Source organism: Aeromicrobium jepli (assembly GCF_047246605.1).
Classification (GTDB): domain Bacteria; phylum Actinomycetota; class Actinomycetes; order Propionibacteriales; family Nocardioidaceae; genus Aeromicrobium.
Map to the genome: position 1 here is coordinate 1 of NZ_JBFOKO010000003.1, position 25,587 is coordinate 25,587.

The following is a 25,587-nucleotide window of genomic DNA, read 5'->3' on the forward strand; positions in this document are numbered from 1 at the left end:
CCCTCCAATGCCAGTAAGAATCTTGGCTCCAGATTCCCTCGATTTTCTGGAGCCACGCTGGAGCCACTGGAGCCAAGGTGTAACTCGCTGTTTCCCGGTGGTGTCGTGTCCGGCAACCGCATAGAGCGGACATGCGCAAACACGTCACCGACTCCGGTCTGGACATCTTCAACGGGGTGGACACGTTCCCCACCCCGAAGCGCCGACGACTTCGCACCATTGCGCTGTCGTTCGTGACTCTGCCCCTGTGTGGTGTCCTCCTCGGCGCCACCACCATCCCGCTCGCGCTGACCGCCAGCGGCACCACCAAGGCAGCCCTCGACACGTGGGAGAACATGCCCCACGACCTCGGCGCCATCGCACCGGCCCAGAAGTCCATCATCGTCGACTCGACCGGCAAGACGTACGCGACCGTGTTCACCCAGAACCGCACCGTCGTGACCCTCGACCAGATCGCACCCGTCATGGTGCAGGCCCTCCTCGACACCGAAGACGCGCGCTTCCGCGAGCACGGCGCCGCCGACGTCAAGGGTCTCGGCCGCGCCGCCACACGCAACCTCCTCGCCGGTGCGAGCGAAGGTGGCTCCACCATTACCCAGCAGTTGGTCGAGAACCTGCGCGTCCTGTCCGCCACCAACGACACCGAACTCGCCGCAGCGAAGCCGTCCACTATCGCAGGCAAGATGCAAGAACTCCGGTACGCCGTCGAACTGGAACGCACCTTGACCAAGGACCAGATCCTCGAGCAGTACCTCAACAGCGTCTACTTCGGTAACGGCGCCTACGGAGTCGCCGCAGCCGCCGACCGTTACTGGGGCACCACCGCCGACAAGTTGACCATCGACCAAGCCGCGACCCTCGTCGCCATGCTCAAGAGCCCCACGGTCTACGACCCCATCCATCAGCCGAACAACTCGATGGCACGTCGCAACGTCGTGCTCGGGCGGATGCTCGCCGAAGGGCACCTCACCCAGACCGAGTACGACCGCCTCTCGGTCGCCCCGACGAAGTTGAAGCCCAAGACCCCGAAGTCCGGTTGCTCCGCCTCGAAGTACCCCTACTACTGCGAGTTGGTCATCAACGAACTGCTCACCAGCAGCAAGTTCGGCAAGACCAAGACCGACCGGCAGCGTCTCCTCGCCACCGGTGGCCTGCGGATCACCACCGCCTTGAACCCCAAGGCCATGCGATCGGCGAACCGTGCCGTCGCCCGCGCAATGACCAACGGGAACCGGGTCGCCGTCGGCGTGGCCGTCGTGCAACCCGGGACCGGCAAGGTGCTCGGCATCGCCCAGAACCGCACCTACGGCAACAGCAAGGGCAAGACACAGATGGTGTACCCGGCGTCGAACTTCCAGATCGGGTCCACGTTCAAGCCGATCGTGACCGCCGCCGCTATCGAACGCGGTATCGGCCCCAAGACTCGCTACAACTCCCCGTCTGGTGTTCACCCGCGTGGCGTCGATGCACCCCCGGGTGGGTTCCGTAACGACGGGTACGCGAACTTCGGCAGCATCGACGCGTACGAGGCGACCAAGAAGTCCGTCAACTCGTACTTCGTGCAGATGATCGCCGAAGCCGGAGTCAAGAACACCGCGAACATGGCTCGCAGGCTCGGGATGACGTCCATCCCGGAGAAGTTGACCGGCCGGGAAGCGTCACTCGCGCTCGGCGCGTTCGAGACCAGCCCCATCCAAGTCGCGTCCGTGTACGCGACGTTCGCCGCCCGAGGAGTCGCCTGCACCCCTCACGTCATCACCTCGTACGCGCGCCTCGACGGCACCGGCAAGACCAAGACCGACGGCGACTGCCATCAGGCGATCATGCCGACCATCGCCGACCAAGTCGCTGACACCCTGCAAGCCCCGTATACCGACGGCGGAACTGCGACCGGGTTGAAGCCCAAGGGTCGCAAGGCCGCAGGTAAGACCGGCACCACCAACGGCACGTCGGCAACATGGTTCGCCGGGTTCGTCCCGCAGGCCGCGACAGCCGTGTGGGTCGGTGACCCGCGTGGCGGTAACAAGTACCCGTTGGAGTCCGTCGTCGCGTACGGGAAGTTCCAGTCCCCGGTGTTCGGTCGTACCGTCGCGGGCCCGGTGTTCGCTGACACGATGAACGGCTACCTGTCCGGGATGAAGCCCCGATGGTTGCCCGCGCCGAAGTCCGCGTCCGCGACCCTCACCACCCGGACCGTCCCATCAGTCGTCGGGTTGAGCGTCCCCGCCGCCATCTCGTCACTGACCAACGCCGGGTTCAAGGTGACCGTCGCGAAGAACGCCAAGGAGGCCGACAAGTGGGTGACCGGCCCCGGCTACGTCATCAAGCAGACCCCCGACCCGGGCTTGAACACCGGATGGGGAACCAAGGTCACCATCACCCCGACCGCCGGAACCGCCCCCGTGAAGGAGACGCCGTGAACGCCCGCACCGTCATCGCCAAGACCACCGCCATCATCGCGGTCCCGGCCGTCATCGCCGGAGTGTGCGTCGGCCTGTCCGCGTTCGGTGTCCCGGTTGACCTGCCCACCCGAGACGACGAGACGGCGCCCGCATCGACCGTCGACACGACTGCCGCACCCGAAGGGCTCGTTCCGGCCCCATCACCTGCAGCGGTGGCAGTCAAGGAGATGTTCGACCAGATCGACACCGCATGGAAGCCGCAAGGGCGCCGGGTGGCCGCAGCAGGGCTCCCGCACCCGCTCACCTGTGTCACCCCGGCGCCGAGCCTGTCCCTGTCGCAGACGTACACGACGAAGACCGGTGTCGGCACACAGGTCACCATCACCTCCTACCCGGCAGGTCTCGGTGCGTGGGTGTTCGACCAGATGCCCGCCAAGGCTCGCGACTGCAAGCCGTCCTCGACGTCGATGACAGTGATGCCGTCGACCGGGATCGGTGTGCAGTCGGCTCGGTACATCGTCTCGTGGTCTGGGAACCGTGCCTCAATCGAGGTCGTCCGTCGAGGAGATGTGCTCACGTTCGTCGCAACCACGAGCCCCGCACCTGCGACAGCGAAGGCCGTCGACGGTGTGGTCGCTGCGCACATGAATCGGTGCGCAACGCAGGACTCCACGGTAGCGGCGGCGTTCCGTAACCCGGCCACCGCGAAGACCAAGTACAAGCCGTTCACCACCGTCGAGAAGGTCACCCGTGAACCGGCCGCCACCCCGAGCCCGCCTGCGGGTGTGGACGCCGTGGCGGTCCCGGCGAAGACGTACAAGGTACCGACGGTGACCCGCCCAGAGCCGCGCGCGTACCCGGTGTGGCCGGACCTGCCGAAGGACCGCGCTGTCCCGAACCCGCCCGAGGCGCCGAAGCCGCAGAAGACCGTCGCGAGCATCGACACGCTCACCGCGGATGTGACCGGACCCGGATGCGGGTGGGCGTGGATGACGTCAGCCGTCGCACCGTTCGACGAGGTGAAGGCTGAGGAAGTCAACGACGCGGCGTTCGCGAAGGCAACCAAGAGACTCGCCAAGGACGAGAAGAGGTGGCTGACCGAAGTCGTCGGCTACTGGGTCGCGTACGCCGACTACCGAGCCACCGTCATCTCGTACCGCGATTACGCGCAGAAGGTCGCCGACGTCGAGAAGGCGTGGAAGGTCATCGACGCACAGTGGGCGACGTACTGGGCTGAGCATGACGCGTGGACGAAGCGGAAGGCGGCACGGGAGCGGTTCGACTCGCAGAAGAAGACCGCCAAGGACGCCTACGACGAACTCCTCGACCAGTGCCTCGAACTTGCCGAGACGCCCATCGAGCCGGACGTCGAGGAGGACGAACCGGACATCATGTGCCCGCCGGAACGTCCCTCGATCCTCGACCAGAAGGCGCCGAAGGTCGGCAAGGAACCGACCAAGCCCAAGAACCCCCGCCCGGACGCCTGATGTGGGCCGGGGGACAGGCATAGGAGTTCACATGACCGACTACACCATTCCCGAGGCCGGGATCGAGTTCCCGCCGCCGCCTGCTGGGCTGTGCTGGGACGCCGCACTGCACGTCACTGGAGACATCCGTGTCGGGCTGCTGAACGACTCCTGCGAGGAGCGGTACTGGGCGCTCGTCGATTCGAACTCGTTCCGCACGAACCCGAAGGCGGCGCTCGAAGGTGTCCTGAACAAGTACCAGCAGAAGATCGAGGACGACGCCCACAAGGCCGCGTTCGATCAGGCGCTTCGTGACGCGGCCGTCGCCGCCAACAAGGCCCGCACGGTCCCTCGATGACCGCCGCGTTCGAGTTCCCCGCCCCGCCCGACGGGTACGTGTGGCTCGTCTCTCGGGAAGGCGATACCGCCGTGTTCGCCGTCAGCCCCAAGGGTGGCACGCCCGGTCACCAGCACCGGGTCACCATCGGTTTGGACCAGTTGCAGGAGAACCCGCAGCACGAGATCGACGCGATCTGCGGGTTCCTGACCAACGAGGTGCACAACGACGCCGTCGCCCGTGACTTCATCGGTACGGTCAGCGCGTCGGCTGACGCCGCCAACAGCAAGGGCGCCTGTGGCTGACGTCAAGGACTGGCACCAGTCGTACGACGTCGACCTTCCGGTTCCTCCGCCGGGTCACAAGTTCGACATCGAGAGCATCGAACCGATCATGCTGACGCTGCGACCCATCGACGCGACCCTCAGTGGCCGCCCACGTCCCACCGTCGTGACCTTCATCGACCCCGACGAGTTCGACGCCGACCCTGTGGCTGTGCTCGAAACAGCCGCCCGCGATCTGGTCGAACAGTGGGAGAGGACCGTCGCGAAGTACCGCAAGATGCTCAAGATCCAGACCTCGTTCTTGAAGGTGAACGCGGACGCGAACCCGACTCGTTACCGCTGATTCTGGAGGGCATACTCGGTAGACTCCCGGCGTGCCCTCCACCTTCAAAGCGCTCGTCATCGCCCAAGACGGAACGACCACCGTCCAGACCGCCTCGAACGACGACCTCGACTCGTTCCAAGCCCTCGTCGGTGGCGGCTATGTGGAGGCGTTCCGGCTCAACGACGACGGCGTGTACGCCCTGTTCGACGAGGAGGGCCGGTTCAAGCCGGAGTTCACCGTGAACGTCAAGGCGACCGTCCTGTGCGCCCGCCTCGGGGTCACGTTCCCTGACGGACTCGTCGGGCCGGTCGCGTTCGTCGGCACGGACAAGTTCGACTACGAGCAGTTGGGTGATGTGCCCGACGAGGTGGTCGACTGGGCTGAGAACTGGGAACCCGCCGCGACACCCTGAACTTCTTGACGGCGCGTGCCAAACCCCGCACACCAGCGGTGTATGAGCACGCTGACCGCCACCCAGACCTCGACTGTCGCACGCCAGAAGGCGTCCGGTGAGCACGGCAAGTTCGGAGAACTGGACCGTCCCGAAGCGCGCGGCCTCGACAACGCCGACACCGGCGAGACGAAGTTCACCAAGAGGTACGAGCGTCTCGAGGACAAGGTCGAGATGCTCAAGGACGAACTCGCAGGCGCCATCGCCGGGCTCGACTCGGACACCGAATGGCGTCGCGCGCTCGACGCCATGAGCCAACTGCACGGCTACTCGTTCAACAACACCCTCCTCATCATGGTGCAGAACCCCGACGCGACCATCTGCGCCGGAGCCAAGACGTGGCGCAGCGGCTTCAACCGCACCATCAAGGAAGACCAGCGCGGCAAGGGCCTCGCGATCCTCGCACCCCGGATGGCGTGGGTGACCAAGAAGGACGCCGCCGGGAACGAGATCAAGGACGAGAACGGCAAGACCAAGCGGGAGTTCCGTGTCGTCGGGTTCACCACGACCACCACCTACGACGTCTCCCAGACCGAGGGCGACCCGCTGCCCGAACTGCGGCCCGCCCTGTCCGAGACCCCACCGGAAGGTCTCATCGACGACCTCGAAGCCGCCATCGCCGCCAAGGGGTACACCGTCTCCTACGGGCGGATGCCGAGCCCTGAGACGCGCGGGTACACCACCACCGACGGTCACGTCGTCATCCGTGAAGACCTCGGTCCCGCTGACCGCGCCAAGACCCTCGCGCACGAACTCGGACACATCCAGTTGGGTCACCTCGACCGGACCGACGAGTACCACACCGGCGAGACCGGTTGCCGTGGCGAGATGGAAGTCGAAGCCGAATCGTTCGCGTACGTGCTGTCGCGCCTCAACGGGATGAGCACCGACCTGTCCACCAACTCCTCTCGCTACCTGAACTCGTGGGCCGCGAAGGGGAAGACCGACACCGAATCGCTCGATGCGACCGTCGGCGCGATGAAGAAGTCCGGCACCGCCATCGCCAAGGGTGTCAACGATGTCGTCAAGGAGCAGAAGTTCCGCAACATCTCCACCGTCGTCGAGCAGGGCAAGGCGAAGGCCGCCGAAGCCGCCGCTGAACGACGCAAGGCCAAGGCTGCAGCGAAGAAGACCACCGCCAAGCGCAAGCCCGCCCGTAAGCGTGCAGTGTCCAAGGCGTGACGGGCATAGAACTGACATGACAGACCTTCGAGGCCCAGACGAGTTCGTCGCCGTGATTGACGAAGCCGACGGCATCTGCTACCTCTTCGCGAACACGGGAGCCGCGACCCGATGGGCTCAAGGCGAAGACGTCCGACCTCTCGCGCAACTGGACGCCACCAGCGACCAGTTCAAGCAGATGATGGCCGAAGCCGAAGCCTGAACGACCGCACACCCACCCGTCATGAACGCGCCCAAGAACGCTGCCCAACCCCGTCGCGGTGACGGCCGATGGAGCACCGTCGTCAAGCCCGCACCTCACAAGGGCCTGTACGACCCACACCCGGACGTGGACGACGACCGTGGTCGCCCCATCAAGGAGTACTTGCCGTACGTGAGCCCCGACTCGCGCACCGGCAAGCCCATCACCGCGTCCGCGCAGATCGACACCCTCGAGAAGTTGCGGGCCGGAGCAGCCGAGACCCTAGAGAACACGGCCGAACGACTCCGCAAGATCGAGGTCGGCATCTTCGCCAAGGTCGCCGCCGAGAACCCCGACATCCGCACTGTGGACCTGCGCATCCGTGACCTCGGCCTCGGTGAACTGGCCGTCGAAGGGCGCGCCTACGACCATCGCGGTGAACTCATCGAAGAGACCCCCGACGTCACGATGCTGTCCGACAGCACCCTCGCCCGGTTCCTGTCTGAGCAGCGCGACGAGTACGAGAACGCCGACGAAGTGACGATCTCACTGGTCATCGACAACTGGGTCAAGAACCACCGCGCCTGATCGTGTCTCAGCCGCGGTGTGGGCTTAGATGTGGTGAGCGAACACCGAAAGGGCGACCCACTGTGACTGTCACGACCAAGCCGTACGCTGGCACCTACATCGACGCGGGACACATCACCGGTTACGGCGCTCGCCTCGACACGTATCAGCCCGGTGAACCGACCGCGAACCAGCGAAGCATCGAAACGTCGTCCGCTGAGTTCGTCGCCGATGTGCTCCGTCAGCAGGCCGCCGTCATCGAGGAGCGGCTGCGTCAGGCCGAGACCGCGGTCGTCATCCGCAAAGTTCACGCCCAGTACCCCGACGCTGCGAGCATCGACGTGGACTTCAACTACGACGGCGCCTCCGGGTACGCGCGGGTCACCGTGTTCGACGCCGACGACAAGTGGGCCACCTGCGACGCCGACGGATCCGATTTCAGTGAGTCAACGATCCGTCGATATGTCCTCGACGCCCGCGAACGCGCCAGCGACCGGTGGGTAAGTCAGGTGTCGCTGAACTTCAAGATCGCCGACTGGGTACACATGCCCGGCGACTGATCGTGGCTCACGGCCCGTAGGGGCTTAGATGGGTGAGCGAAACGAAAGGCCCCTCATGACCATCGAGCACACGTGGACGATTCAAGGCGACACCACGCCGGACGCCCTCAACGAGTGGCACCTGTCGCCGAGCCTCACGGTTCGCGCGATGCTGTACCGCGCCGACGACACCCTCTCGATGGAGCCGCTCGACCTGATGCGGAACCCCGACGACCAGATCGTGCTGCGCATGGACGTTCAGGTCCAAGACGTACACCCGCTCGCCACCGAGAACCTCCGCATCGAGCCGGGCTCGTGCTGGCGTTGGATGGGTGAACACCAGACCTCCGCGACCCTCATCCCCGCAACGACCGGCCCGGACCTGTTGCGACGCATCCTCGACCAAGCCCTCGTTCGCATCGAACGGATCCTCAACGACGGCGACCCGCGCGCCGCCATGAGTTTCATCGAAGACCTCACCCCCGAGTACGGGCAGCGTCCCGACCCAGTGACCGCGCACGAGGATGCCCTCACAGAGATCGACGACGAGGTCACCGAAGCGCTCGACGAACTGCGCGCCGCCAACGCAGGCCTGAACCGAGCCCTCGACACCAAGGTGGAGGCCATCCTGCGTCACGCTTTCCCGGGTGCGGAGCCGGGCGACAGGTTCGAGTTCACCGACTACTGCTGGAAGGGCACCGACGTGGACTTCATGCTCCCGCACCTGTACTCGCACACAAGCCGTCACGGCGACGTCATCGACAAGTGGGACGCACCGAGCATGGTCAAGGCGACCGAGGCGATCCGTGCCGCGTTCCCTTCGGGCTGGCACGACAACCCGTACCTGCGGGCGTGGGGCAAGTCCCTGCTGAGCCGCGAGTTCACGATCTGAACCCCGCATACCCTCTCAATATGACAGGACGACAGGGACACAACGCCGCATCCAAGCCCGGCGAGGTGGGCTTCCAAGAGACGAAGCACGCCGAGCCGATGGGGTTGACGCTCGACAACGAGCCGAACCTGTCGGACTGGACGCCGGTGCAGGTGGATACCAAGTTGGCCGACCTGTACTACACGTACATCAACAAGTCCGCTCGCGCCGAGGGGCAGCAGCGGCACCTCGAAGACCTCGTACGGCGCAAGACCGGCACTCGGGGGCGTCTGTCCACCACCGAGATCGATGCCGTGGTCGCCGAGTGTCGCGCCGTAGAACGGCAGACGTACATCGAGCACGACATTCTGCGCGCCTACGAGAACACGATCGTCGCCGACGAGGAAGTCATGGCAGCGTCGGAGGCCATGCTGCCGTACGAGGACGAGTTCAACGCCCGCGGCGGATGGACTCGCGCGTTCCTCGTGACGAACGCAGGCGGTCACGTGCATTCCTCGATGATGTGCTCCACGTGTCGTCCCACGACCCGTTACCACTGGGTGACCGAGTACTCCGGCGGTAAGGAAGCCGACGTCGTGGACGCGGCGGGGGAGCGGGCCTGCACGGTCTGCTACCCGTCCGCCCCGGTCGAGACGTTGAACAAGCCGACCAAGATGTTCACGCCGGATGAGATTCAGGCGGCCAAGGACCGCGAGGCGCGTGCTGCCGCGAAGGTCGAACGTGACGCGAAGAAGGTCGAGAAGGCCCTCACTGCGGACGGCAGCGAGTTCGAGATCGAGTTCATCTCCTACGGTCGACCGGACAAGGAGCGGTTCAAGACCGAGCAGGCAGCCACATCATGGCTGGTCGGGAAGTTGGTCGACGAGCGGTACTGGACCGAGAAGACCCCCGACCCGACGCTCATCGACGCGCAGAACAAGGTCAAGCAGGCCATCGCTGACAAGCACAACATGACAATGGGCGAGGTGGACGAGATGCTCGAGAAGAAGATCAAGGCCAAGGCCAAGCGAGACGGATGGATCTGATGGGGCACGACGAGGTCAAGCACCCCCGTGAGTCGAGCGGCCGGTGGAAGGAAACCACCAAGCCTGTCGCGTCCGTCGGGGTGACCGACGTCCCGGCTGAGGCTGAACGTCTCGGACTGTCCGCTGACCAGTACGCCGACTACCGGATCTTGCTCGCCGACCCGGACTTCAAGGTCAAGTACCTGCACAACCCGTTCCGCAAGGGTGAGACAGTTGTCATCCCGGCAGGCACTCCGTTCCGTTCCATGAACCCGTCCATCAAGGGTCCACAGGTCACCAAGAAAACCCAGACCGTCGTCGCTCACATGACCAGCCCCGGCTACCGTCCCCAGTCCGGTTACGACGGCGCCGCAGCACGCGTCACCATCGCGGGCGGTGGCGGCTACTGGAAGGACTTCGAGGTCACCGAGGAGATGCTCGAAGCGAACGACAAGCCGGTCGCCATGATCCCGCGAGACTACTGGAACACCGACATGCCCATCGAGTCGGACTTCCACGACACGGACACCCCCGTGAACCGAACATGGCGAGACCATGTAGCCAACGGTGGCGATTGACCGTTCCCGCGCGGTGCGTGTTCGACCGACCGCACACCACAAGGACATGACGCACATGAGTCCCGAAGCCCTCTCAAACCTCGCAAAGTTCCGACGCCCGGACGGCAAGTTCGGTGAGCAGCCACTTCCTGAGTCGGAGAAGGCCGCGTTCGAGGCAAAGATGATGTTCCCGTGGCCGAAGGACGAGCCGCTGACCGTCAACCGGGCCCGTATCGCCGACATCGTGCACGCCGACGACTTCCTCGCTCGGGACATGGGCGCGTTCTGTGTTCCGGTGCTTGGCAAGACCGACGAGGAGAAGGCGGACAACGCGAAGTGGGAGATGCAGACCCTCGCTCTGGCTCTGTCCCGTCACTACCGTCGCGAGGGGATGCCCCCGATGGAGGTCAAGGACGGGTTCCTGTTCGTCGGCGACCACAAGACCGGCATCAAGGCTGTCCCCATCGACATGAACCCTCAGCCCGCCACCAAGGGTGCTGTGCTGTGGGACGACGTCGCCGCGACGGTGAAGGCTGACCACCTCGACCGCGTCTACCGGGAGGTCGTCGCGCAGATGGAGGCCGAGTCGCCGTACATGCCGGACACCTCCCGCGAGAACCTCAAGTCGGCCATCGCCGAGTTCCGCGCGCACCCCGTCGCCCGACAGGTCGATGTACAGAAACTCGCGTCCGTCGTGACGAACGAGTTGCCGTCCATCAAGGAAGGGTTCGCCCGCGCGAAGGTCGAAGCCATTCTCGTCGAGATCGAACAGTTCGAGATGCACGGCGCCTCCACGAACGGTCTCGGCTGGGAACTGACCCGCCTCCTCGACGACGTGATCGAGCACCACCGCTGACGAAGGCTTGAACCGGGTGTAGACAGATACCAGCAGTCCACTGTTACCGGAGCGAGCCGAAGATGAACGACATCCAGTCCAGCGACATCCCCGCCAAGGGCGGCCGGTTCGTCATGCGCCAGATCAACGACTTCGAGGTCGAGTTGATCCCGCGTAACGACTTCGATGTGGATGCCGCGAAGGTCATCGTCGCCAAGGGTGACCCGATGGACTTGGAGCAGTTGGAGGCTCACCGCAAGCATGAGAAGCACGCGCACGGCTCGTGGTTCGAGAACATGACCGAGGCCGAGATCCGTTCCGGCGCGTTCCTCTACGGCTGGCACGATCGCAAGGCTCAGTACCACTGCAAGCCGGTCGATCAGTGGAACGGTGACGGCTGCCACTGGGTGATGCCTGACGGCACCCCGGACATCCGCGAGTACACGTACTCCATGTTCGGCGACACGATCCGCGGTAACGACACCGAGGTGGGTATCGAGTTGTCCGGCGTGTCGTGCGCGTGCGGCCAGTACGAGAACCAGACGTTGCGCATCGAAGGCACGGTCGGTGACCTGTTGGACCGGATCCTGAACGCCTGAACTGTCGAGTGTGAACCCACCTCTGTCGCATCTGACCTACATCAAGGTCAACCGGCAGACGGGGGGTTCTCATGTCCAGCACGCAGGTCGTCGCAGCACAGGCACGCGAAGCGCGGCGGGAACGAACTCGTCGTGCGGCCACCGCTGCCATCGCGCGGTTGTCGCCGGGGGAGAGGGTACGGCTGCAACGCGACTTCGACCGCGCGACCCTCGAGGCGCGCTTCATCTCCAACCGTGGCCGCCACTGAGATGGGCCGATTCGACTCTGGGCTCACCGACCGTGAAGCGTCGGATGTCGTTGCAAAGGTGAGCGTCGGCCCGGTGACCGGGGCGCCGGTCGTGCGGGTAAGGAACCCGTCAGCCGCCGAAGAACCCCATGATGCCGCCGTGAGACCCACCTGACGTTCGACCCTTCGAGCCTTCTGAACGCGCATCCCGTCGTGCGGCCTGACCAGCCTGCAAGATCTGTCGCTCCTCGGCCGTCAACTCGGCGGGCTTGCTCTTGCGCTTGCACATCGGTGCCTCCACACGGGTCGTTCCCTTCCCACATGCGACGTCGTACCATCCGATCTCTACGCCCACACACCTGACGGACATGGCCACTGACAAGCACGGCAACCCGATCAACGCCAAGAAGGGCGTTCAGGGGTTCATCGAGACCAAGAAGACCGAAGCGACCGCCGACATGAAGATCGGTGCGCTCATTCCCGACACGTTCGAGATGACTGAGGACCGACAGCGGCTCCTGTCCATCCTCACGAACCCGGACTTCGGCGGTCAGCAGTTCGCTCACGGGGAGGACAACCCCGAGATCATCGCCGAGACCATCGACACGTCCTTCCCCACGAGCCACGACGGGCTCGAGGAGTGGCACATCGACATGCTCGCGAGCGCGCTGAACGACGCCCGCTCCGCCGACGGCAAGAAGGTCGACATGCTGGTGGACACCCTCACCGACGGTGACGGTGCACCCGGCGGTGTCGAGGTCGGTGTCCATCTCGCCGACAACCAGTACCTCAAGCACTACTTGGACTGGCGCACTCTCACCCCAACGGACCGGGTGAATTCGTCCGGTCTGGCCGCCGCCATCGAGACCGCCGAGACCATCGAGTACGCGTTCAGCCGGACCTTCGGCACCGCGAAGCGGCACGGCCTCATCGACGAGGACGACAACAAGACCCTCGACTGGAAGAACATCCCGCAGAAGGAGCCGATCACACCCGAGGACGCTCTGGCGCGCGCGGAGGACAACCACGTACTCACGTCGGTCGTGCGTGTCCCCATCCATCAGGTCATCGGCGTCGCGGAGGACGACCTCACCGAGAACCTCGCCGCCGCGCAGGTCGAGGGCGGACGGCCGTTCGATCTGGCGTTCAAGATCCTCAACCTCGACTACGAGAACGGCACCTGCGACGTGAAGGTCACCAACGACCTCACCGAGTGGGCAGTCTCCGACAACTGACCCTCACCTGAGAGACCGCGCGACCCCTACTTCTTTGCCGGAGACGGCAGGGGAGTGGGGGTCTGCTGGTTCTGGGCAGCCAACTCGCGCGCCTCGACCGAGGCCCGCCATCGCGACGACAAGATCTGGCGTTCCTCGCCGGTCAGGTCGGCGTGTGGCTTGACCTTGGACAGCCGGGCGAACATCAACAAAGCCTCCATGCGCGCGGGTGGGTCACCCCTTCACATGCGACACCCGAACCCGAACACCCGGCCGCACCGAACGTGAACTGCGTCGCACCTGACGAGGGCGTTCGGATCTGGTCGGATCCATCGGTGAACGACCGGATCTTCGACTGAAATCCCAAGGCTGACGACCACTACTGTCGACCGACTCGCACGCATAGAACAAGCATGCGTAGCCACGATCTGGTCCGGAGCCCCCTGAACTACACCGGCGGCAAGTACCGCCTCCTCCCGCAGTTGATGCCGCTGTTCCCCGCGACGGACACCTACACGACGTTCATCGACGCGTTCGGTGGTGGCGGCAACGTCGTCGCGAACGTCCCGGCCGCGCGCAGCATCTACAACGACTTCGACAAGGCCGTCACCGACGTCCTCACGTGGATGGCCACCACCACTGTCACCACGGCTCTCGGACAGGTCGATGCCGTCATGGCCGAGTACGCGCTCGACAAGGAGAACTCCGACGGCTACTACGACCTGCGCGCCGCGTTCAACGCCGACCCGTCCAACCAGCCGATGTTCTACACGCTCGTCGCCCACGGGTTCAACAACCAGATCAGGTTCAACCGGCACGGCCACTACAACATCCCGTTCGGCAAGCGCACCTTCAACGGCGCCCAGCGCAAGAGGTTCACCGACTTCGCCGAGCGGCTCCAGTCCCTCGACCTGACGTTCGTCAACGGCTCCTTCGACGAACTCGACGTCCCCGACGACGCGTTCGTCTACTGCGACCCGCCGTACCTCATCACTCACGCCACGTACAACAAGGAGACTGGCGACTCGGTCGGTTGGGGCGCATATCAGGAGACCGCGCTCGAGAAGTGGCTCGACGGGCTCACCGACCGTGGCGTCAAGTGGGCTCTGTCGAACGTGACCCATCATCAGGGCAAGGAGAACACGTCCCTCATCGACTTCGCGAAGCGGTACACGCTGCACGAGTTGGACTTCGACTACAAGAACGCCTCGTACCACAAGAAGGACCGCGACTCGAAGACCATCGAGGTTCTCGTCACAAACTACTGACAACCCACACACCTGTGTGGTATGGGAGCCACACAGACGATCGTTCGCAAGGGACAGACCGGCGAAGCCACCACCAACCCCGGACAGTTCGGGTCCGTCAAGCGGTCCGAGACGTACGGTATCGCCGCCGGTGACCCGATCCGTGACATCGTGCTCGGCTGGGAACCCAACGACGGGTTCCCCCTCCCGCAAGCCAACGATCTGGAGAAGGTCATCGTGGTCGTCGATGCCGTCGCTGCTGGCGCCGACACGAACGAGGCTTCTGCGGACGTCCTTGGCGTCGGCGAACGCAACGGCCACTACTACATGTCCGCCGCCGGATATCTCGGACTCGTGGACAAGAACGTCGATGAGTTCGGTGTGGACACCTACTCGCTCACCGAGGTCGGCCAGTTCATGGCCGAGCAGACCCCCGCCGACCGCTCCCGCATGATCGGCGCGATGGTGGACCGGATGGACGACGTGCAGTACCTGCGCGAGCACGGCGACGACGCACTCGTCGGCGAGTACGAACTCCACGAGGAACTGTCCGAGAACACCGCCACCCGCCGGGCCGCCTGTATCCGCTCGTGGTCACAGCAGGCGATGGACTCGGCTGTCATCGAGTTCGCGTACGGCAACCAGACGTCCGATCTGGCGCAGCGATGCGAACGCGGCTCCGCTCGCGCTCAGGCGCAGCGTGAGGAGGCCCGCCGTATCGCCGCCGCACAGACCGTCAAGGTCGGTGCCGTGTGCCCGCGCTGCTTCATGACGATGCCGTTGACAGGCATCTGCGACGACTGCGACTGAACGCACCACATCAGCCCCGGTCTGGTCTCACATCGTGGGATCGGATCGGGGTCTTGTCGCATATCTGACTTGAACCAGACGAACCATCACTCAGTCTCAGGAGCCTTCCCCGCATGTTCGGTTTCATCTTCCGGTCCATCGTGGCCGTCTGTTCACTCTCGGTCCTGTGGGGATACGCGAACCTGACCGGCATCACTGACGAGATCAACAAGAACACCGACCTGACCATCCCGTCGAGTTTCACCATCCCGGGCATGGACAAGGTCATCACGCCCGAGACGTTCGGCTACCAGCCGCCCGCGCAACGTCGAGCCGTCGAGGCCCTCATCGCCGGTGGAGCGAACGTCCAGACCGCCAAGGACGTCAAGGCTCTCTACGACAAGGGCGCCAAGGCTGGCCTGTCCACCGACGAGATCAAGAGGGCCATCGCCGAGGGCCGAAAGAACGCCCCCAAGACCCCCGCACCGAAGACCACCAAGCCGAAGCCCGGCACGACCGACAAGAAGGTCTACGTCGCCGCTCTCGCCGACGCGAAGAAGTTGACGGTCAAGGGTCGCGCCCCCAAGACTGGCTACAAGCGTGAACTGTTCGGGTCCGCGTGGACCGACAACAACACCGCCAAGTGGGGCAAGAACGGCTGCGACACCCGCAACGACATCTTGAAGCGTGACCTGACCAAGGTCACCTACAAGGACGCGAAGAAGTGCGCCGTAGCGACCGGCACCCTCGCCGACAAGTACACCGGCAAGACCATCCACTTCGTCCGCGGACCCAAGTCGTCGGCCGTCCAGATCGACCACATCATCCCGCTGTCGGACGCGTGGCAGAAGGGCGCACAGTCGTGGGACACCACCAAGCGCACCAAGTTCGCGAACGACCCGATCAACCTGATGGCGTCGGACGGACCGACCAACGGCGCGAAGGGTGACAAGGACGCCGCCACGTGGCTGCCCCCGAACAAGGGGTTCCGCTGCGAGTACATCGCCAAGCAGGTCACCGTGAAGAAGACCTACGGCGTGTGGGTCACCAAGGCCGAACAGGACGCGATGGTCAAGATCCTGAACGGCTGCGCCAAGTGACCGCCCGTGTGAAGGGACACCTCGGCGAGTTCGTCTGGTCGCTCATCGGCGTGGCCACCGTCGGCCTGTCCATCATCGTCGGCAAGTACCTTCGACTGCCCTGATCGAGGCCGTGATGGTTGAGGGCTTGGACCCGATGTAGCCGTCACGGAACGCATAGAGGGGTCATGGCAGTAACCAAGAAGCCGAAGTGGAAGCCCGGACTCGTCACCGAGCCGGGGCTACCCGAGGTGGCCGTCGTGGTCAGTTTGGGGCTTCGCCTCCTCCAAGAGGGAGGTTGCTCCACGTGGGCTGAACTCGTTGGTGACGACCCGCAGTACCGCGAGAAGGCCATGAAGAAGGTCACTCTGTCGCCCGTTCAGGCCGCGCTGCTGGACCGTAACACCGACGCCCTCACATGGATCGCGAAGATCCCCAAGCCCGAGGGTGGCACCGCGACCAGCACCATCGCCATCTGCTCGATGTGCTCGGGCTTCACCATCCTCACCGGCGCGGCGCCGTCGTCGTGCAAGTTGACCAAGCAGTGCCGCGACGCTGTGGAGGCCGCAGCGGACGCCGAGGAGAAGAAGGCGTTGAAGCCGGTCAAGATCAAGGCCGCGACCCGTCAGAAGACCCCCGAGGACCCCCTGAACGAACCGGCCGACGTTGAACCCGTCACGGTGACCGTCGAGACTCCTGCGGTTGTTCCATCCCCGGCCGTGACTGTTCCGGCGCCCTCTACTGGCCGCGCCGAGGCTGAGGTCAGCAGTGACGGTCTGGTTCGTGCGAAGGCTGTCGTGTTCGGTGACGACATCGCTGACGAGTTCTTCAACGACGACCCCACCCCAACCGGTGTCCCGTCCGTTCCGGTTGTCGAGTCGGCTCCCGAACCGCTCCCGGCGCCGACGGTGGACGCGCTCGCACCGCCTCCGCTGGACACGTTCGACATCCCGGTGAACCCGGCGGACGTGACCGAGGACTTCTGAGTTGTGAACCCTGCTCGAATGCCCACACACCGATCGGGCATGAGCATGTTCAAGCGCAACAACGATGGCGACCGCCGCGACCCGCTGTTCCGTGTCAAGCACAAGCAGCCGGGCGTCCCGCACAAGAACATCGGCCAGACCGCCGAGTTGGAGCGCGGTGTGTCCACCAAGTCGCTCATCCCTGACGCAGACCCGTGGCAGGAACGTCAGAAGGAGTCCGTGCGGGCTCGCGCCGAGCGTCTCATCGAGGACGGTTACGTCGCTGCCGGTGTGCTCGTCAACTCTGGCGACGTCCGCTCCACCCGTGACCGTGAGGACTGGTGGGATAAGGCCCGCCTGACCGCCGAGTACGCGCCCGCCGGTGTCCCGCAGATGCCGGACGACAACACACCCATGCAGACCGCTGGCGCCGCCCTGTCAGGCTCCCGACGCACCCACCGCGTCAAGTACGAGGGCAAGAACGGGTTCGCGTTGCGTATGCCGTCGAACACCGCGCTCAACCGGTACGCCGACGAACTCGAAGCAGGCGGCAAGAACTCCACGTTCGACGTCCCGGTTCATGCGGTCGGACCGTCGGGCAACACCATTCAGGGCTGGGTGCGTGCGTCGCGTCTGGGCCCGAACCGCTGGTCCACGTCGTTCGTGACCGACCCGTCGCACGACTCGAAGGACGACACGTTCCGCACCAGCGTCGCCGAGGCTGTCTCCGCCATCGCTGAGGCCCGCCGCGGCCAGATCCAGTCCGCGCTCGTCAAGGTGGACGACCTGATGGAACGTCACGCCGAACGTGAGCGCACCAAGGGAGTCACCTTGCAGGAGGTCCAGTCGAACTGGATCACCGGCGCCGCCTACGACGAGGCCAACGCCCAGATCCACATCGCCGCGTCCGGCAAGGACTACGTGTACAAGGACGTCAGCCGTGAAGAGGCCGAGATGCTCCTGACCGCACGGTCGGCCGGTTCAGTGTTCCACCAGATCATCGGCCGGGGTCGTAAGCAGGTCAAGGAAGGTGCAGGCGTCTCCACCCAGTGCGGCTCGTGCAAGCGATTCGCACCGCCGAACGCGAAGCACATGTGCCCGTCCGGCCTGCACGCCTCCCCGACTGCCGCTGGCGCCGAGGCGAACGCGCGCGCCCGTGAGGCCGCCAAGCGCACCGCCATGTCGAAGGGTTCGCTTGCCGCTGCCGCCCGCATGGTCCGCCCGGTCAGCAGCGGACCGTCAACCATCCCGACGGCCGAGTAAGCGCAGGGGACTGTCATGGCCGTCCGTGACCTGATTCGTCGCCGCGACCGTGGCGGACGACCCAACGACACTCGATTCGCCGCGTTGCGACGTGGTGAACCCGGCCGACCGTTGGGAGCGCCCCGGACAGTCGATGTCGTCTCGGCCGCGCTCGTCCAGTACGGCATCGAGGAGACTCCCGAGGCGTTCACCCGCGCGTGGGAGCATCACCTGTCCGGGCTCGACGAGGATTCCCAGCAGGACTTCATCGAATCGGTCATCAACGGCTCCATCCCGCCGTGGGAAGTTCTTCCGAAGAACCCTGACACGGTCGCCGAGATCGAAACGCTCAGCGACCGGATCTCTGCGAATGCCGACCAGCAGGCCAAGGTCGTCGAAGCGTTCGCCGTCGATTACGCACCCGGCGGGACCGTGGACTACTCCGGTGTCTTGCACGTCAAGGACGGGTTCGAGAGGCACGCCCACGACATCGAGGGGTTCTATCTGCGAGCCGTCCACACCGATGAGCGCGTCCACTTGTCGTCGTTCGGACCTCACTGGGGTGACAGTCTCGGTAAGCGACTCATGCTCGAACGCATCAACATCGCGTCGGGGTACGAACGCACCGCCGCCGAACGTCTCCGCCTCGCCGGGATGCTAGCCGACCCGACTATCGACTCGGCAGCCCGGGAAGCCGCTCGAGCCGAGTACGACACCATCGAGCGGGGCCGTGACGCCGCCGAGAAGGCCGATGCTGAGATCGTCGAGATCGTCAACTACCTGTACGAGCGTGAACGTCTCGTCGCCGAGTGCACCGGCCTGCTGAACCGTCTCGCGCTGGCCCGTTGGGCTGAACGGTGGCCCGGACCTCGTTCGACGTGCCCGGCACCGCTCGCGGACCTGCGCGCACCCCGCTGGTACTACCTCGACACGTGATGTCGGGCACCGGTTGACGCATAGAAACCTGCAGGACTTCGAAACCCCCACACACCCAACAGGTACGCAGGCGGTTGCCCATCCGGGAGCCGCCTGTTTCCAACCCCGACACTCTCAAGGAGAACATCGTGAGCAGCGCCAAGGTCACCGTCTACGGATCGCCCACCTGCATGCCGTGCCGCAGCACCAAGAAGACCCTCGACAAGATGGGCGTCGAGTACGACTACGTCGACGTCACCGCTGACCCCACCGGTCTCGACACCATCAACTCGCTCGGCTACAGCAGCGTCCCGGTCATCGTCACACCGACCGGCGACCACTTTCAGGGCTTCCACCCCGACCGTCTCTCCGCGCTCGCGACAGCCTGAGCCGCACGACCTCCGCCGAACCGGACCCCACCGCGGGGTCCGGTTCTTCATTTCCGCCGCATGTGTTCCTAGGTGCACGCCACCGCGTCACGCCCGTTCAGAGCCAGAAACCAAGGAACCATGCACACCCCTAACCGCATCACCCTCTTCCGGCGCCGCGCCACCAGCGACAGAGGATTCGGCATCGTCGAAGTTCTCGCCGTCATGGTGATCGTTGGCCTGCTCGCCGCCGTAGCCGTCCCGCAGATCGCCAAGTGGCGCGAGAACGGTTACGTCACCGCGATGGAGTCCGACCTACGCAACGCCAGCAACGCCATGCAGATCGCAGCAGGAGACGAGGGTGCATTCCCCACGAGCCTGAACGGCCTCTACCGACCATCACCGGACACCACCGTCACCATCGGAGGCGGGGGTGCACCGACCGTCGCCCTCCCGGAGGCCCTGTCCCACCTTCGACTGGCTGGGGCGCCCAGTTCCGTCACCGTCAAGGGAGTGAACATCTCCGTGGCTCCCGAGGGCGAGAGCACGTTGAAGGTCACCGTGTCGTGCCCGTCCTCCGTCCCGAACGGGTTGCAGTCTCTGCGCTGTCGAGGCACCGACGGCGTCGAGTTCGTGCTGTGGGCCGACGCGTCGCCGGGCCCAGCCCCGGCATTGCTGTGCCAGACCCCCGCTGGTGTCGTTCAGACCGTCGGCCAGTTGAACAACTCGAACATCTCGGTCCGCACCACCCGCGCTGACACACCCGGCTACGTCACCAACGGGCCCATCACCGTCGTCACCGGCACCTCCACGTGTCCTTCCGGCGGGAAGGCCGTCGGGTTCTCCTACAACGGCGCGAACATCACCAACGCCACGTACGTGAACCGCAGGTTCCAGATGGCGTGGGGCATCACCGCTCAGGCGGCTGACAGCAGCCCCGCCCCCAGCACGGGTCTGTGCCTCGAAGCAACCCACGCCAAGACCGACAAGGTTCGTTCGTGGACGCCCGAGACCGGACTGAGAAAGACCGCCTGCTGACCCGAGCCAGCACACCACCAGACCCCGGAACCACCTGCATGGTCCGGGGTCTGGTGTCTCCCAACTGGTTTCCCCTTCAACTGTCGCCGCATGTGTTCATTGGGTGTACCAAGACCGGTTCGCCCGCCCACCCGGGCATCATCGAACCGAAGGATCACCGTGTCGTTCCCCAAGTCCCGCGGACGCATCTCCCGCGCCCGTGACCTCATCTCCCGCGACGGCGGCTTCACCCTCATCGAAGTTCTCGCCGTCATGGTCATCGTCGGCCTGCTCGCCGCCGTCGCCGTCCCCAGATCAGCAAGTGGCGTGAGAAGGCAGCCGTCACGTCCGCCCAGCAGGACGCCCGCAGCGTCGTCAACGCGACCCTCGCATGGACCGTCGACCACAACGTCGACAACTTGGACCTCGACACGATCACCGACCCGGAGATTCAGGCGTACGCCGACATCATGTACAGCGGCACGGGAGGGGACGCGTTCGCCGACGTCATCGGCGCGAACCTCAGCAAGAACAACTCGCTCGCCATGCTGATCGCTGGCGACTCCGAAGGCGGTAACGACTTCGGAGCGTACATCACGAACGACAAGTACGACTTCGCGCTCATCTACGCGCCCGGCGGCGGACTGACCGGCGAAGAGGGCAACTACGGCGCCCAGTACCCCGCCGACCAGTGCGACAACCCCGAGGTCGCCGCGTGGAAGCAGTCCCTGCCGACCTCGGCGAAGAAGGACGGCAGCACGGTTCTGGTCAAGGGAGACCTGACCAACATCGCCGAGCCGCCCGCCGACTGGACGCCGATCTGCTGATCGGGGCACCAGCACCCCTGACGGGACAGCAGGACCGAAGGGCCACACCACAACACGCGGTGTGGCCCTTCGCCATGTCGGCCCCCGGGACTGCATAGAGAAGACGTGCACATCGTCTACTACTCGAACGTCACGAAGAACACCGAACGGTTCGTCGCGAAGTTGGGTCTGCCCGCCACCCGCATCGAAGCCGGTGTCCCTGAGCCGTCCATCGCGATCATCCCGACCTACGGCGACGCAGCCGTCCCGGTCGTCGTTCTCAAAGCGCTCAAGGACAAGGCCGACCGCGACAACATCGTCGCGATCATCGGCGCCGGGAACATGAACTTCGGCCGGAACTACTGCGCCGGAGCCCGGAAACTCGCCACCAAGTTGGGAGTCCCGGTCATCTACGAGTTCGAGTTGCAAGGCACCCCAGAGGACGTCCGCGAAGCCCTCGCCGCCATCGACACCTTCACCACCGAACTCGCCAAGGAGACCGCATGACCAGCAACGCCGCCACCATCGCCCGACACGAGGCGCTGCTCGACTTCCACCGCACCTTCGGCCACCCAATCAACGAGCGCCTCCTCGAGACCTCCACCATCGAACTGCGACGCAGCCTGATCGCCGAAGAGATCTCCGAACTGCTCACCGCCATCCGGGACGTCGATCTGGTCGAGGTCGCCGACGCGCTCACCGACATCATCTACATCGCTGAGGGCACCGCCGTCGCCTACGGGCGCACCATCAACCCCGCGTTCCACCAGTTCGTGCCCGTCGAGGACACCATCGGGTTCCCCAACAGCGACGTCACCGGCGCGCTCCTTTCCCACATGGACCACCTGTACGGCGAGTACGTGACCGCTGCGCTCGCCGGGGGAGCAGCCCGCGGCGCCGTCGCTGACACCCTCGAACAGATCGTGGACCTGTGCCTGTGCGCCGGAGCCCGCTTCGGGTTCGACATGGACGCCCTGTTCACCGAGGTGCACCGGTCCAACATGGCCAAGGTCGGCCCCGACGGTCAGGTCATCCGACGCGAGGACGGCAAGGTGCTCAAGCCTGAGGGTTGGACCGCACCCGACATCGAGAGCGTCCTGTGGGGTTGACATGAGCACCCCTCACAGCGACGACTGCCGGTTCTGCGAGTTCGCCAACGCCGAGTTCGCCACCCGGTTCGGGTCGGTCTACTACATCGAGGACGGTTACGCCGTCACCCCCGGGCACCTGCTCATCATCCCCGTCACGCACCGCGAAACGTACTTCGACCTGACCGACGAGGAACGCCGCGACACCGAACGCGTCCTACGCCTCCAATCCGACCGGCTCCGCGCCAACGGCGCCGACGGGTTCAACATCGGCTGGAACGCAGGAGAGGCGGCAGGGCAGACCGTCATGCACGCCCACTGCCACCTCATCCCACGACGCCACGGCGACATGGACGACCCCCGCGGCGGCGTCAGGGGCGTCATCCCCGAGCGACAGAAGTACTGAACCCATGCGTGTCGAACTCACCCGAGCGACCATGCAGCAGGTCGAAGCCGCCGACCCTCGCCCATCCGTGGACTTCCGGTACGAACTGGTCGTCATGGCTCACCGCCTGTTCGACCACGTGAACACCGTCCCCATCGTCACGGTTCACGACCCGACCCGCGTCACGTTCACGTGGCTGCCCGAGACCGGAGGGACCGTCCGGCTCACGTTCATCGACGGCGCCGACTTCTACGAGGCTGAGCACACCACCGACGGTCAGAACGTCACATGGGTCATCGGATCGGACTGGGGCGACACCGACGTGTTCGAGACGATCACTCGACTGCTCCGCACCGAATGATGTTGGCCCTGCGGGGCGCATAGAAGCACCTACAGACCAACGGGGGAGTCTCCCGCGAACGGCACCCCAACCCGGGAGCCCCGCACACCTACTTGCTCCCACCCCAAGACGAGCAACCACGAAGGAAAGACGTTGAGCGACAAGACGTACATCGGCCTGAACAGCGAACTGAACCTGTACGGGGCCGACCGCAACATCCAGTTCGAGAAGGACACCGAGGCCGTCCGCGCCTACTTCCTCGAACAGGTCAACCCCGACACCATGTTCTTCCACGACCTCGAGGAGAAGTTGAACTACCTCGTCGAGAACGAGTACTGGGAGGCCGAGTTCCTCGCCAAGTACGACCCCGCGTTCGTCAAGCGACTCTTCAAGCGCGTCTACGACCAGAAGTTCCGGTTCCGCACCTTCGTCGGCGCGTACAAGTTCTACCGCCAGTACGCCCTCAAGACGTTCAACGGTGAGCGTTACCTCGAACGGTACGAGGACCGCGTCGTCGCCAACGCCCTCTACCTCGCCGACGGCAACGAGAAGTTCGCGACCACCATCGCCGACGAGATCCTCGCCGGACGCCTCCAGCCCGCCACCCCCACGTTCCTCAACAGCGGCAAGAAGTCCCGAGGCGACCTCGTATCGTGCTACCTGTCCGAGGTCGCCGACTCCATGAGCAGCATCGGTCGCGCCGTGAACACCGCCCTCCAGTTGTCCAAGCGAGGCGGCGGCGTCGCGTTCAACCTCACCAACCTGCGCGCACAGGGCGACCCCATCAAGAAGATCGAGAATCAGGCCTCCGGCGTCATCCCGGTCATGAAGATCATCGAGGACGCCATCAAGTACTCCAACCAGTTGGGTCAGCGTGACGGCTCGGCCGCCGCGTACCTCAACCTGTTCCACCGCGACATCGAAGTCTTCCTCGACTCCCGCCGTGAGAACGCCGACGACGCCATCCGCATCAACAAGTTGAGCCTCGGCGTGGTCATCCCCGACATCTTCTTCACCCTCGTGAAGAACGACGAGGACATGTACATGTTCTCCCCGTACGACGTCACCCAGAAGTACGGCAAGGACTTCGCCGACGTCAACATCACCGAGGTCTACCGCGAACTCGTCGACGACCCCGCCGTCAAGAAGTCCAAGATCCGGGCCCGCGCCATGCTCGCCCGCATCGCCGAGACGCAGGTCGAGTCCGGCTACCCGTACATCATGTTCGAGGACAACGTGAACGCCCAGTCCCCGATCGCGGGCAAGGTCAAGTTCTCCAACCTGTGCTCGGAGATCCTGCAGGTCTCGGAACCGTCGGTCGTCGGTGAGGACGGCAACTACGAGGTCGTCGGCAAGGACATCTCCTGCAACCTCGCGTCGCTGAACGTCGCGAAGGTCATGGACGGCGCCGAAGGCTTCGGCAAGACCGTCGAGACCGCCATCCGTGTCCTGTCGCAGGTGTCCGACATCAGCGAGGTCGTCAACGCCCCGGCCATCGACCGAGGTAACAAGATCAGCCACGCGGTCGGTCTCGGCGCCATGAACCTGCACGGCTACCTCGCCGGGAACAAGATCGAGTACGGCTCCGATGAGGCGCTCGACTTCGTGGACGTGTTCTTCTCCGCGCTGAACTACCACTCCATCGTCGCGTCGAACAAGATCGCCCGTGAGCGCGGCGAGACGTTCGCCGGGTTCGAGGACTCCAAGTACGCGTCGGGGGAGTACTTCCAGACGTACATCGACGCGCCGGTCGTCCCGAAGACGAAGAAGGTCAAGCGTCTCGTCGCCGACCTGTTCATCCCCACGTCCGAGGACTGGGCGAAGTTGGCCCGCTCGGTCGCCAAGCACGGCATGTACAACCAGTACCGGCTCGCCGTCGCGCCCACCGGCTCGATCTCGTACATCAACGATTCGACCGCGTCCATCCTGCCGGTCACCGCGAAGGTGGAGACCCGCAAGGAAGGCATGATGGGTCAGGTCTACTGGCCCGCCCCGGGCATGACGAACGACAACGTCGAGTACTTCAAGGACGGGTACGAGATCGGCTGGAAGGCCATCATCGACACGTACGCGACCGCGCAGAAGCACGTCGATCAGGGCATGAGCCTGACGTTGTTCTTCGACCAGAACGCGACCACGCGCGAGATCAACAAGGCGCAGATGTACGCGTGGACGAAGGGCATCAAGACGCTCTACTACGTGCGCATCAAGATGAACGTCATGGACGGCCTCGACAACGACGAGTGCGTATCCTGCGCGGTCTGACCAAGGCTCGGGGGAGCCT

Annotated in this window: 32 protein-coding genes and 1 pseudogene; 32 read left to right on the forward strand and 1 reads right to left on the reverse strand. The window is 64.9% G+C overall.

Annotated elements, in window-relative coordinates:
• The first annotated feature begins 131 nt into the window (after positions 1–131).
• The 17 genes from AB3M81_RS06645 to AB3M81_RS06725 all read left to right on the forward strand — a co-directional run bounded on the left by AB3M81_RS06645 (position 132) and on the right by AB3M81_RS06725 (position 13,083).
• Positions 132–2,420: a penicillin-binding protein gene (locus AB3M81_RS06645; RefSeq protein ID WP_412903142.1), complete on the forward strand. Its 2,289-nt coding sequence runs from the start codon at positions 132–134 to the stop codon at positions 2,418–2,420.
• On the forward strand, positions 2,417–3,889 hold the full coding sequence (locus AB3M81_RS06650) for a hypothetical protein (protein ID WP_412903143.1): 1,473 nt from the start codon (positions 2,417–2,419) through the stop codon (positions 3,887–3,889). Before AB3M81_RS06645 ends, AB3M81_RS06650 begins: the two co-directional genes overlap by 4 nt.
• Positions 3,890–3,920: 31 nt before the next feature.
• Positions 3,921–4,226: a hypothetical protein gene (locus AB3M81_RS06655; protein WP_412903144.1), complete on the forward strand. Its 306-nt coding sequence runs from the start codon at positions 3,921–3,923 to the stop codon at positions 4,224–4,226.
• Positions 4,223–4,510 carry a hypothetical protein gene (locus AB3M81_RS06660; RefSeq protein ID WP_412903145.1) on the forward strand — a complete coding sequence of 96 codons (288 nt, stop codon included), beginning with the start codon at positions 4,223–4,225 and terminating at the stop codon, positions 4,508–4,510. Before AB3M81_RS06655 ends, AB3M81_RS06660 begins: the two co-directional genes overlap by 4 nt.
• The gene (locus AB3M81_RS06665) at positions 4,503–4,832 is read left to right on the forward strand and encodes a hypothetical protein (protein ID WP_412903146.1); all 330 of its coding nucleotides are present in this window, start codon (positions 4,503–4,505) and stop codon (positions 4,830–4,832) included. The genes AB3M81_RS06660 and AB3M81_RS06665 overlap by 8 nt, the downstream gene beginning before the upstream one ends.
• 31 nt (positions 4,833–4,863) lie before the next feature.
• Positions 4,864–5,226, forward strand: a complete 363-nt coding sequence (locus AB3M81_RS06670) for a DUF3846 domain-containing protein (RefSeq protein WP_412903147.1) — start codon at positions 4,864–4,866, stop codon at positions 5,224–5,226.
• Between the two features lie 42 nt (positions 5,227–5,268).
• Positions 5,269–6,447 (forward strand): ImmA/IrrE family metallo-endopeptidase, encoded by a 1,179-nt coding sequence (locus AB3M81_RS06675; RefSeq protein ID WP_412903148.1) that lies wholly within the window; start codon positions 5,269–5,271, stop codon positions 6,445–6,447.
• A gap of 16 nt (positions 6,448–6,463) precedes the next feature.
• Positions 6,464–6,649 carry a hypothetical protein gene (locus AB3M81_RS06680; RefSeq protein ID WP_412903149.1) on the forward strand — a complete coding sequence of 62 codons (186 nt, stop codon included), beginning with the start codon at positions 6,464–6,466 and terminating at the stop codon, positions 6,647–6,649.
• A gap of 21 nt (positions 6,650–6,670) precedes the next feature.
• Entirely contained in the window at positions 6,671–7,216 is a 546-nt protein-coding gene (locus AB3M81_RS06685) for a hypothetical protein (RefSeq protein WP_412903150.1), read from the forward strand.
• A 2-nt stretch (positions 7,217–7,218) separates the two neighbouring features.
• Positions 7,219–7,755 (forward strand): hypothetical protein, encoded by a 537-nt coding sequence (locus AB3M81_RS06690; RefSeq protein WP_412903151.1) that lies wholly within the window; start codon positions 7,219–7,221, stop codon positions 7,753–7,755.
• Positions 7,756–7,810: 55 nt separating this feature from the next.
• Positions 7,811–8,626, forward strand: coding sequence for a hypothetical protein (locus AB3M81_RS06695; protein WP_412903152.1), 816 nt, complete (start codon positions 7,811–7,813; stop codon positions 8,624–8,626).
• 20 nt (positions 8,627–8,646) lie between these two features.
• The gene (locus tag AB3M81_RS06700; protein ID WP_412903153.1) at positions 8,647–9,651 is read left to right on the forward strand and encodes a hypothetical protein; all 1,005 of its coding nucleotides are present in this window, start codon (positions 8,647–8,649) and stop codon (positions 9,649–9,651) included.
• Complete coding sequence (locus tag AB3M81_RS06705) at positions 9,642–10,208, forward strand: hypothetical protein (RefSeq protein ID WP_412903154.1); 567 nt, start codon at positions 9,642–9,644, stop codon at positions 10,206–10,208. The genes AB3M81_RS06700 and AB3M81_RS06705 overlap by 10 nt, the downstream gene beginning before the upstream one ends.
• Before the next feature lie 55 nt (positions 10,209–10,263).
• Positions 10,264–11,043: a hypothetical protein gene (locus tag AB3M81_RS06710; RefSeq protein ID WP_412903155.1), complete on the forward strand. Its 780-nt coding sequence runs from the start codon at positions 10,264–10,266 to the stop codon at positions 11,041–11,043.
• A 62-nt stretch (positions 11,044–11,105) separates the two neighbouring features.
• Entirely contained in the window at positions 11,106–11,621 is a 516-nt protein-coding gene (locus AB3M81_RS06715) for a hypothetical protein (RefSeq protein WP_412903156.1), read from the forward strand.
• Between the two features lie 71 nt (positions 11,622–11,692).
• Positions 11,693–11,869, forward strand: a complete 177-nt coding sequence (locus tag AB3M81_RS06720) for a hypothetical protein (protein ID WP_412903157.1) — start codon at positions 11,693–11,695, stop codon at positions 11,867–11,869.
• A gap of 347 nt (positions 11,870–12,216) precedes the next feature.
• The gene (locus AB3M81_RS06725; RefSeq protein WP_412903158.1) at positions 12,217–13,083 is read left to right on the forward strand and encodes a hypothetical protein; all 867 of its coding nucleotides are present in this window, start codon (positions 12,217–12,219) and stop codon (positions 13,081–13,083) included.
• 26 nt (positions 13,084–13,109) lie between these two features.
• On the opposite strand, the gene AB3M81_RS06730 is transcribed toward AB3M81_RS06725, so the two are convergent.
• Positions 13,110–13,283: a hypothetical protein gene (locus tag AB3M81_RS06730; RefSeq protein WP_412903159.1), complete on the reverse strand. Its 174-nt coding sequence runs from the start codon at positions 13,281–13,283 to the stop codon at positions 13,110–13,112.
• A 192-nt stretch (positions 13,284–13,475) separates the two neighbouring features.
• Here AB3M81_RS06730 and AB3M81_RS06735 point away from each other — a divergent pair, with 192 nt between their 5' ends.
• The 15 genes and pseudogenes from AB3M81_RS06735 to nrdE all read left to right on the forward strand — a co-directional run bounded on the left by AB3M81_RS06735 (position 13,476) and on the right by nrdE (position 25,568).
• Positions 13,476–14,330, forward strand: coding sequence for a Dam family site-specific DNA-(adenine-N6)-methyltransferase (locus AB3M81_RS06735; RefSeq protein ID WP_412903160.1), 855 nt, complete (start codon positions 13,476–13,478; stop codon positions 14,328–14,330).
• Positions 14,331–14,351: 21 nt separating this feature from the next.
• Positions 14,352–15,119 carry a DUF7226 domain-containing protein gene (locus tag AB3M81_RS06740; RefSeq protein WP_412903161.1) on the forward strand — a complete coding sequence of 256 codons (768 nt, stop codon included), beginning with the start codon at positions 14,352–14,354 and terminating at the stop codon, positions 15,117–15,119.
• Between the two features lie 113 nt (positions 15,120–15,232).
• A complete protein-coding gene (locus AB3M81_RS06745) occupies positions 15,233–16,198 on the forward strand; it encodes an HNH endonuclease family protein (protein ID WP_412903162.1) in 966 nt (321 codons plus the stop codon).
• A gap of 230 nt (positions 16,199–16,428) precedes the next feature.
• Complete coding sequence (locus AB3M81_RS06750) at positions 16,429–17,163, forward strand: hypothetical protein (protein WP_412903163.1); 735 nt, start codon at positions 16,429–16,431, stop codon at positions 17,161–17,163.
• Between the two features lie 39 nt (positions 17,164–17,202).
• Positions 17,203–18,405, forward strand: a complete 1,203-nt coding sequence (locus AB3M81_RS06755; protein WP_412903164.1) for a hypothetical protein — start codon at positions 17,203–17,205, stop codon at positions 18,403–18,405.
• Between the two features lie 15 nt (positions 18,406–18,420).
• A complete protein-coding gene (locus AB3M81_RS06760) occupies positions 18,421–19,320 on the forward strand; it encodes a hypothetical protein (protein ID WP_412903165.1) in 900 nt (299 codons plus the stop codon).
• 128 nt (positions 19,321–19,448) lie between these two features.
• Positions 19,449–19,688, forward strand: a complete 240-nt coding sequence (locus tag AB3M81_RS06765; RefSeq protein WP_412903166.1) for a glutaredoxin family protein — start codon at positions 19,449–19,451, stop codon at positions 19,686–19,688.
• Between the two features lie 120 nt (positions 19,689–19,808).
• Positions 19,809–20,705 (forward strand): type II secretion system protein, encoded by an 897-nt coding sequence (locus tag AB3M81_RS06770; RefSeq protein WP_412903167.1) that lies wholly within the window; start codon positions 19,809–19,811, stop codon positions 20,703–20,705.
• Positions 20,706–20,795: 90 nt separating this feature from the next.
• A pseudogene (locus AB3M81_RS06775) lies at positions 20,796–20,987 on the forward strand (type II secretion system protein); the annotation flags it as partial.
• A gap of 116 nt (positions 20,988–21,103) precedes the next feature.
• Positions 21,104–21,511 carry a hypothetical protein gene (locus AB3M81_RS06780; protein WP_412903597.1) on the forward strand — a complete coding sequence of 136 codons (408 nt, stop codon included), beginning with the start codon at positions 21,104–21,106 and terminating at the stop codon, positions 21,509–21,511.
• 105 nt (positions 21,512–21,616) lie between these two features.
• On the forward strand, positions 21,617–21,997 hold the full coding sequence (gene nrdI, locus AB3M81_RS06785; RefSeq protein ID WP_412903168.1) for a class Ib ribonucleoside-diphosphate reductase assembly flavoprotein NrdI: 381 nt from the start codon (positions 21,617–21,619) through the stop codon (positions 21,995–21,997).
• A complete protein-coding gene (locus AB3M81_RS06790; protein ID WP_412903169.1) occupies positions 21,994–22,599 on the forward strand; it encodes a pyrophosphohydrolase domain-containing protein in 606 nt (201 codons plus the stop codon). Before nrdI ends, AB3M81_RS06790 begins: the two co-directional genes overlap by 4 nt.
• A gap of 1 nt (position 22,600) precedes the next feature.
• On the forward strand, positions 22,601–22,984 hold the full coding sequence (locus AB3M81_RS06795) for an HIT family protein (protein WP_412903170.1): 384 nt from the start codon (positions 22,601–22,603) through the stop codon (positions 22,982–22,984).
• A gap of 31 nt (positions 22,985–23,015) precedes the next feature.
• Entirely contained in the window at positions 23,016–23,324 is a 309-nt protein-coding gene (locus AB3M81_RS06800; RefSeq protein WP_412903171.1) for a hypothetical protein, read from the forward strand.
• Between the two features lie 132 nt (positions 23,325–23,456).
• Complete coding sequence (gene nrdE, locus AB3M81_RS06805) at positions 23,457–25,568, forward strand: class 1b ribonucleoside-diphosphate reductase subunit alpha (protein ID WP_412903172.1); 2,112 nt, start codon at positions 23,457–23,459, stop codon at positions 25,566–25,568.
• Positions 25,569–25,587: the final 19 nt, after the last annotated feature.